The organism is Streptomyces sp. P9(2023) (assembly GCF_032436795.1).
Classification (GTDB): Bacteria; Actinomycetota; Actinomycetes; order Streptomycetales; family Streptomycetaceae; genus Streptomyces.
In genome coordinates, this window is sequence record NZ_JAUPWM010000094.1 from 1 (window position 1) to 1,207 (window position 1,207).

A 1,207-nucleotide genomic window follows, 5' to 3' on the forward strand; every position below is an offset into this window, starting at 1 on the left:
AGAAAGATTTGAAAGCTCTTTTTGACGCATTAGAAGCGCAGCGAAAAGACGTCAAACGTGAATACTCTAAGCCGCTGGTGGAGTTTGAGTCTAAACTAAAAAGCCTTGCAGACAAGGTAAAAGTCGTCTCTGACGATATTAACAAAGGTATCAAAGAATTTGATGAAAAACAGAAACTGATCCGGCAAGAAAACCTAATTGCAGAGATTACTCGACTAGCTGAGCCAGCAGGTGTAGATCCGAATGAAATTGAAATTGCTGCATCGTGGCTAAACAAAGGATCATTTACTGGTACTGGCAATCTGGTTAAAAAGGTCAAGGAAGAAATCCAGAATGCAATTGATGCTGTTATAAAAGAACGGGAACGAATTGAGACAGATAAGGTCATTATCGAATCTTTTGCTAAAGCTAGAGGGTTAGAGCCAGACGGGTATGTTGCTCAAATCAACGAGGGCATGACGGCCGCAGAATTATTCCCGGTGATTGAGGCAGCAGTTAAACGAAAAGCCGAACGAGAAGAGAAAGAACGCAAAAAAGCTGAATACGAGGCAGCAATGGCCAAATTGGAGAATGATCGCATGCAAGAACATGCCGGCAACTTAGTTGATCCCGAAACAGGTGAAATTGTGGTCGAAAATCACGATCAGCCTGTGCCCCAAACTATTGAAGATTTGCCAGATCAATACTCTGCGCCTTTGGGAGAGGAGACCGTTACCTTTACGCTGCGACTAACGGGTCCTGTAAGCAAGATGAGGGATCTAAAACAGTATATCTTGGACAGCGGCATCATGGCTGAGCCTATTGCTGAGTAATGTTAGGCGAGATTAGGGGCATAGAAGGCCGAGAGATGCTGATAGCGGTCGATGCTGATATTAATCCAGAATACCTTGAGCTACTTGCTCATGGACAAAAAAACTATGTGGCTCTTGAGCTGCTTGATAACCGGAGAATATCACCAAAACAAAATAAGGTGGCTCACGCTTTGATTGGGGATATCGCCAACTGGCAAGGCGACTTTCCAATCGTCACGGAGCAGTTTCTAAAATACTACTTTATGGCTCAATCCGGGAAGTGGTTTTCTCATGCCACTGCAACAAGATCGGAAGCAAGAGATTGGGTCGATTTTTTGATCGAGTTTGTTCTTTCAAATAACATATCGTTGCCTAAAAGATACGAATATCTGACAGAAAATTCATCCTGGTTTTTC

2 protein-coding genes are annotated in these 1,207 nt (G+C 43.2%); both read left to right on the top strand.

Annotated features, from left to right (window positions below; all coding sequences use genetic code 11):
• Positions 1-812, top strand: an 812-nt coding sequence (locus Q5762_RS36755) for a DUF1351 domain-containing protein (protein ID WP_315896666.1), incomplete at its 5' end; no start/stop codon positions are given.
• Between the two features lie 35 nt (positions 813-847).
• A partial coding sequence (locus tag Q5762_RS36760) for a putative HNHc nuclease (protein WP_315896667.1) occupies positions 848-1,207 on the top strand: 360 nt, incomplete at its 3' end.